Here is a 6,306-nt window from a genome sequence, read left to right as displayed (position 1 = left end):
TCAGAGTGGGTTGTCTTCGCGGCTGTTGGGCCGTTCCGACGTGGTGAGACTTTAGCGGATTCCCGGCTCCCGACCTAATCGGGGGCCGCGCTCTTTCGAACGTGGATTCCTCATTCCGTAAATACGCATGCCAGTGACACCTGAGGTGGCTGGTTACGTGCGGAATGGCTGTCCGGGGACCGACCGGAGTCGGCGCTCACGTCGGACAACTCGGAGTACCTTACGGAGGGGGGACCGGCGTGTCAACTCAGGTGTGTCGTGGCCGCTCGGGGCGTAGTCTCGGGGGCGTGATGACGCGTACGTGCACCCAGTGCTGGTGGGCCGCCTGACGGCGGCCGCGCTCACGTACGCAGGTAGACGGCCGCCGCTTCGGCGGCCGTTCTCGTATCTCCCTCCAGGAGGGGCGGCCGGCGGGCAGCGGCGGTCCTGACCAGGAGGAGAGAAGAGAGATGGCACGGGTCTTCAGTGGGGTCAAGCCGACCGGGCATCTGACGCTGGGGAACTATCTGGGAGCCATGCGGCAGTGGGCCGCCGTCGATCAGCATCGGGGCGAGGCGCTGTTCTGCGTCGTCGATCTGCACGCGCTGACCGTGGAGCACGATCCGGCGCGGGTGCGGCGGCTGAGCCGGCAGACGGCGTCGCTGTTGCTGGCGGCGGGGCTGGATCCGGAGCTGTGCACCGTGTTCGTACAGAGTCATGTGGACGAGCACGCTCGGCTGTCGTACCTGATGGAGTGCGTCGCGACCGACGGGGAGATGCGGCGGATGATCCAGTACAAGGAGAAGGCGGCGCGGGAGCGGGTGCGGGGCGGGAGTGTGCGGCTGTCGTTGCTGACGTATCCCGCGCTGATGGCGGCGGACATCCTGGCGTACAACGCCGACGCGGTGCCGGTGGGGGACGACCAGACGCAGCATGTGGAGCTGGCGCGGGATCTCGCCGTGCGGTTCAACCAGCGGTACGGACACACGTTCGTGGTGCCGCGGGCGACCCGGCCGGGTGTGGCGGCCCGGGTGATGAATCTCCAGGAGCCCACGTCCAAGATGGGCAAGAGCGATGACACCGGGCCGGGGATCGTCTATCTGCTCGATGAGCCGGATGTCGTGCGGAAGAAGGTGATGCGGGCCGTCACCGACAGTGGGGAAGGGGTCGTGTACGACCGGGAAGGGCGGCCCGGTGTCGCGAATCTGCTGGAGATTCTCGCCGCGTGTGCGGGTGGGGAGCCGGAGGCGCTGGCGGGGAGCTACGACTCGTACGGGGCGTTGAAGAAGGATGTCGCCGAGGCGGTCGTGGAGGTGTTGCGGCCGCTGCGGGAGCGGCATCGGGAGCTGTGTGCCGATCCCGGGTATGTGGAGGGAGTGCTACGGCAGGGGGCCGCGCGGGCTCGCGGCGTGGCGCGGCCCACCGTGGACGCCGCCTACCGGGCGATCGGGTTGCTCGCCCCGTAGGCCGCGGGCCGGCGTCAGCCGTTGTTGCCGGAGGCCAGCTCGCGGCTGCGGTCGCGGGCGGCCTCCAGGGCGGCGATGAGGGCGGCCCGTACGCCGTGGTTCTCCAGTTCGCGGATGGCGCTGATCGTCGTGCCCGCGGGGGAGGTGACGTTCTCGCGGAGCTTGACCGGGTGTTCGCCGCTGTCGCGGAGCATGGTCGCGGCGCCGATCGCGGACTGGACGATCAGGTCGTGGGCCTTGTCGCGGGGCAGGCCGAGCAGGATGCCGGCGTCGGTCATGGCTTCGACCAGGTAGAAGAAGTACGCCGGGCCGGAGCCGGAGAGGGCCGTGCAGGCGTCCTGCTGGGACTCGGGGACGCGGAGGGTCTTGCCGACGGCGCCGAAGATCTCCTCGGCGTGGGCGAGGTGGGCGGCGGTGGCGTGGGTGCCGGCGGAGATGACGGACATGGCCTCGTCGACGAGGGCGGGGGTGTTCGTCATGACGCGGACGACCGGGGTGCCGGTGGCGAGGCGGTCCTCGAAGTAGGCGGTCGGGATGCCCGCGGCGCCGCTGATGACCAGGCGGTCGGCGGGGACGTGGGGGGCCAGCTCGTCGAGGAGGGTGCCCATGTCCTGCGGTTTGACCGTGAGGATCAGGGTGTCGGCGGTCTTGGCGGCCTCGGCGTTGGTGACCGGGGTGACGCCGTGGCGGGCGTGGAGCTCGTCGGCCCGTTCCTGGCGGCGGGTGGTGACCAGCAGGTCGGCGGGGACCCAGCCGGCGCGGATCATTCCGCTGAGCAGGGCTTCGCCGATCTTGCCGGTGCCGAGGACTGCGACTTTCTGGGTCATGGCTGCGGGTGCCTCCGGGGGTGCGTCGTCCGTCGTCATCCTCGCATCCCGGGGGCGGGCGGGGGCGGTGCGTCCAGTGGGCGGGACGTGGGTTGCCCCGGCCGGGCGTCAGGGGGCCGTGGCGGACTGGAGGATCACGTCGTGGACCTCTTCGACGATGCCGTCGGGGGCACGTCGGCGGCGTCGGTGTTCCACCACAGTGCAGGGGTGTCCGCAAAGTCGCGTCGTCCGCCCGGGGGGCGGGCCTCGCGGCGTTGCGGACACCCCTTGGGTCGAGGGAGGTGTCGGCGAGGGGGAGGGTGTCGCCGGTGCCGCGGATCAGGGGGATGGCGGGGCGGGTGCGGCGGGACTGGGTGGCCATCCCTTCGCCGGGTTCGACGGCGATGACGTCGGCGCCGCAGGCGGGCAGCAGGGCGGTGGCTGTGCCGGTGCCGGCGCCGATGTCCGCGACGCGGGCGCCGGTGAGGGGGCGGCCGGTGAGGTCTTCGAGGGCGTCGAAGAGGGCGGGCGGGGGCGTGCTGGGCGGCGGCGTTGGAGGAGCGGGCGCGGGCGGAGTGCGCGGGTGTGGTCATACGGCCGTGGTGGCCGGGCGGGGGTTCTAGCGGCGGCGCTTTTTCGGGTTGCCCGAGCGGCGGGTCGTGCGCTTCTTGTGCTGGGCTACGGCTGTTTCGTACTCGGCGCGGTGGAGTTTCTCGCCGGGGGCCTCGATGAGGCAGCGCAGGGCGTAGGCGAGGAGGGAGCCGAGGAAGCCGACGGTGAGCAGGCCGCGCAGGGACGCCTGGCGGTCGGGGGCGGGGCGGGTGGTGAAGGCGCCCCAGGTGTGGCCGAAGGCCAGGGCGCTGCACACCGCGAACATCACGATGACCAGGACGGTGACGAAGCTGCCGATCTCGGCGATCTGGAGGCCCTGGTAGGCGAGGCGCAGGACCAGGCAGGCGGCGGCCGCGAGGACCAGTGCGCCGGCGGCGAGGGCGAGGCGGCGGGCGGTGTAGGCGCCGTCGTGGTGCAGCCAGGTCGTGCCGAAGAAGCGGATGGGTTCCGGGCGGGGGCCCGTGGTGGGGTTCCCCGGGGTGCCCGCGGCGGTACCGGTGGTCTCGGGGCTGCCGTTCTCTTCGCTCACGGGTCGATTATCGCCTCCGGTCGTCCTGCCGCCCCGCCGCGGGCCGTGGCTCAGGAGCAGCGCGGGCGGATGTAGCCGTCGCTGCCGGTCCGGACGTAGGCGTCCGAGACGAACTGGCCGTTGTCGATGTTGTCCCAGATGTTGGTGGTGCCGTAGGTGCCGGTGACCCGGGTGCCCGGAGACTGGCAGAAGATCGGGACCTTGGCGCCCAGCGGCAGCTGCTTCACCAGTGCGTACTGGGTGCCGGGGCCGGTGCGGACGTTGAGGCGCACGCCCGGCGCCACCGCGAAGTAGGTGAGGTCCGCCGCCGCCGTGGTGACGGCCTCGCCCTCGTTCCCGCCCGCGGCTTCCGTGGTCTGTTCGACCGACATGAGAACTCCCCCCAGATCGTCCCTTGCGCCCCACGGCTGTCGTGGGGTCACAGTGATTCGAACGCGGAGGCTAGCAAGCCGCCTCGGTCTCGTACGAGTCATCGACTAGGCTCCGTGCGTCGCGCGCGTGGACGAACAGTACGGGGGGTCCCATGGCGCCGCAGCGGAGCACCGGTACGGATGCGGAAGCGGAACTTCCCGAGTACGCCGGTCACTACCGTCTGGAGTCCTGTCTCGGGTCGGGCGGCATGGGCGTCGTACACCTGGCGCGCAGTACGTCGGGGATGCGGCTCGCGGTGAAGGTCGTGCACGCCGAGTTCGCCAGGGACCCGGAGTTCAGGGGGCGGTTCCGGCAGGAGGTGGCCGCGGCGCGGCGGGTGAGCGGGGCGTTCACGGCGCCGGTCGTCGACGCCGATCCGGATGCCGGGCGGCCGTGGATGGCCACGCTGTTCATCGACGCGCCGACCCTCGCCGAGCAGGTGAAGCGGAACGGGCCGCTGGACGCCGACCGGCTGCGCCGGCTGATGGCGGGGCTGGCGGAGGCGCTGCGGGACATCCACCGGGTCGGGGTCGTGCACCGGGATCTCAAGCCGAGCAACGTCCTGCTGGACGAGGACGGGCCGAAGGTCATCGACTTCGGGATCTCCCGGCCGACCGACAGTGAACTGCGTACGGAGACGGGGAAGTTGATCGGGACGCCGCCGTTCATGGCGCCCGAGCAGTTCCGGCGGCCCCGGGAGGTGGGGCCGGCCGCCGATGTGTTCGCGCTGGGCTCGGTGATCGTGCACGCGGCGACCGGGCGGGGGCCGTTCGACTCGGACAGTCCGTATGTCGTCGCCTATCAGGTGGTGCACGACGAGCCGGATCTGACGGGGGTGCCCGAGTCGCTGGCCGCGCTGGTGCTGCGGTGTCTGGCGAAGGAGCCGGAGGACCGGCCCACGCCGGACGAGGTGATGCGGCAGCTGCGGTCGGTGGCGGCGTCGTACGACACGCAGGCGTTCATTCCGGCGCAGCGGGCTCCGGACTCCGCTCCCGCCGTGGAGGCGGACGTGTCGACCCACGTCAAGGAGTCCGCCGGGGCGGTCCCGGATCGCCGGGGGCTGCGCAAGCGGCTGCTGCTGGTGGCGGGCGCGGTCTGTCTGGCGGCGGTCGGCACGCTCGTCCCGCTGCGGTTGCTCGGGGGTGCGGACGCGGAGTCGTCCGGGGGGCGGGCGAGCGCGTCGGCGTCGTTCGCCGGGTGGGAGAGCGCCGCGGTGTCCGGGGCGGGGGGTTCCGTGTGCGCGTACGGGGCGGGGCGGTTGCTGTGCGCGCGGGACGGGGCGGTGCTCGCCCTCGACCCCGACGACGGGACGCGGCTGTGGCGGCGCTCCGTCGCGGGCCGTTCCCGGAGCGGGCCGCCGGCCGTCGCCGGCGGCCTCGTGCAGCCCGCCCTGAACGAGGGCGACGCGCTGACGGCGTTCGACCCGGTCACGGGCGAGCCCGCGTGGCGCCGGGAGGTGCCCGCGTACCAGGGCCTGCGCCCGGTCGGCGGGATGCTGCTGCTCACCGGCACGGACGGGAAGGTGACCGGGGTGGACGGGGCCACCGGTGAGACGGTGTGGTCGCGGCGGATTCCCGGGCAGGCGGTGCCGTACTTTTCTTCGTTCAGCGATGACGGGACGGCGGGCGGGACCGCGTACGCGACGAGCGTGTCGGACGACGGGACGCGTACCCGGGTCACGGCCGTGGACCCCGGGACGGGTGACGTGCGGTGGGACGCGGAGCTGGCGGGGGAGTTGGAGGCGGTGGGGGTGGCGGACGGTTCCGTCGTCTTCCTCGACGCCGACGCGGTCTACGGCGAGACGCGGGCCGTCGTGCGGTACACCCCTGGGGCGGAGGCCGGGGCGGGCGCCGGGACGGAGGACGGGGTCGTGCGGCGGGTGTCGCTGCCGGTGCCGGTGGCCCGGGCGCAGGGGGCCGTGCGCGGGGACGCCGTGTACGTGATGGGCGCGGGCGGCACGCTGGCGGCCGTCGATCTGGCGGCGGGTGAGCAGCGGTGGAGCCTGGAGACGGGCGTGAGCCGCGGTTCGGCGCCCGTCGCCGACGGGCGGCATGTGTACGTCACCGCCCCGGACGGGCGGCTGCTCGGCGTGGACGCCCGTACCGGGCGGCTTCTCGGCCAGACGGCCCCGCGGCTGGGCGGTGGGTCGGACCGGGTGGCCGCCGCGCTGCCCGCGCCCGTGGCCGTCGGGGGCCGGGTCTACGCCGGTGCCCCCGACGGGACGGTCTTCGCGGTGGACGGGCGGGACCCGGCCGCCTGGTGAGGGGCGGGCGGGGTCGGGCGGCGGGGGGCCGGGCGGGCGGCGGGGGGTGTGGCGCGGGGCCGGGCGGTCGGCGGTGGGCGGAGCCGCGGGGGCGGGCCGCTCCGCAGAGGGCTGCGGCGCGGGGCGGGGCCGCCTCCCGGTGGCGGGGCCCTCGGGCGGAGACGCCCGGCAGGGGGCTGCGGCGCGAGGCGAGCCACCCACGGAGAACGGACCCGCGGCGCGGGGCCGCCAAGCCGTCGG

General features: G+C 73.7%; 5 protein-coding genes and 1 pseudogene. 2 read left to right on the top strand and 4 right to left on the bottom strand.

Annotation, left to right across the window (positions count from 1 at the left end; all coding sequences use genetic code 11):
* The first annotated feature begins 449 nt into the window (after positions 1–449).
* Positions 450–1,445 carry a tryptophan--tRNA ligase gene (trpS, locus tag J7I94_RS28980; protein ID WP_215171704.1) on the top strand — a complete coding sequence of 332 codons (996 nt, stop codon included), beginning with the start codon at positions 450–452 and terminating at the stop codon, positions 1,443–1,445.
* Between the two features lie 14 nt (positions 1,446–1,459).
* Here trpS and proC read toward each other — a convergent pair whose 3' ends face one another.
* The 4 genes and pseudogenes from proC to J7I94_RS28965 all read right to left on the bottom strand — a co-directional run bounded on the left by proC (position 1,460) and on the right by J7I94_RS28965 (position 3,763).
* Positions 1,460–2,272 (bottom strand): pyrroline-5-carboxylate reductase, encoded by an 813-nt coding sequence (proC, locus tag J7I94_RS28975; RefSeq protein ID WP_215171703.1) that lies wholly within the window; start codon positions 2,270–2,272, stop codon positions 1,460–1,462.
* Positions 2,273–2,603: 331 nt separating this feature from the next.
* Positions 2,604–2,657, bottom strand: a pseudogene (locus J7I94_RS39585) (hypothetical protein); the annotation flags it as partial.
* A 213-nt stretch (positions 2,658–2,870) separates the two neighbouring features.
* Complete coding sequence (locus tag J7I94_RS28970; RefSeq protein ID WP_215171701.1) at positions 2,871–3,392, bottom strand: EamA/RhaT family transporter; 522 nt, start codon at positions 3,390–3,392, stop codon at positions 2,871–2,873.
* A gap of 50 nt (positions 3,393–3,442) precedes the next feature.
* Positions 3,443–3,763, bottom strand: coding sequence for an SH3 domain-containing protein (locus tag J7I94_RS28965; RefSeq protein ID WP_215171699.1), 321 nt, complete (start codon positions 3,761–3,763; stop codon positions 3,443–3,445).
* 152 nt (positions 3,764–3,915) lie between these two features.
* On the opposite strand from J7I94_RS28965, the gene J7I94_RS28960 reads away from it, so the two are divergent.
* Positions 3,916–6,066, top strand: a complete 2,151-nt coding sequence (locus J7I94_RS28960) for a PQQ-binding-like beta-propeller repeat protein (protein ID WP_215171697.1) — start codon at positions 3,916–3,918, stop codon at positions 6,064–6,066.
* Positions 6,067–6,306 lie beyond the last annotated feature (240 nt).

Origin of the sequence: Streptomyces sp. ISL-12, assembly GCF_018614415.1 — a bacterium.
Taxonomy (GTDB): Bacteria; Actinomycetota; Actinomycetes; order Streptomycetales; family Streptomycetaceae; genus Streptomyces.
This window is presented reverse-complemented; position numbering and strand designations above follow the sequence as displayed.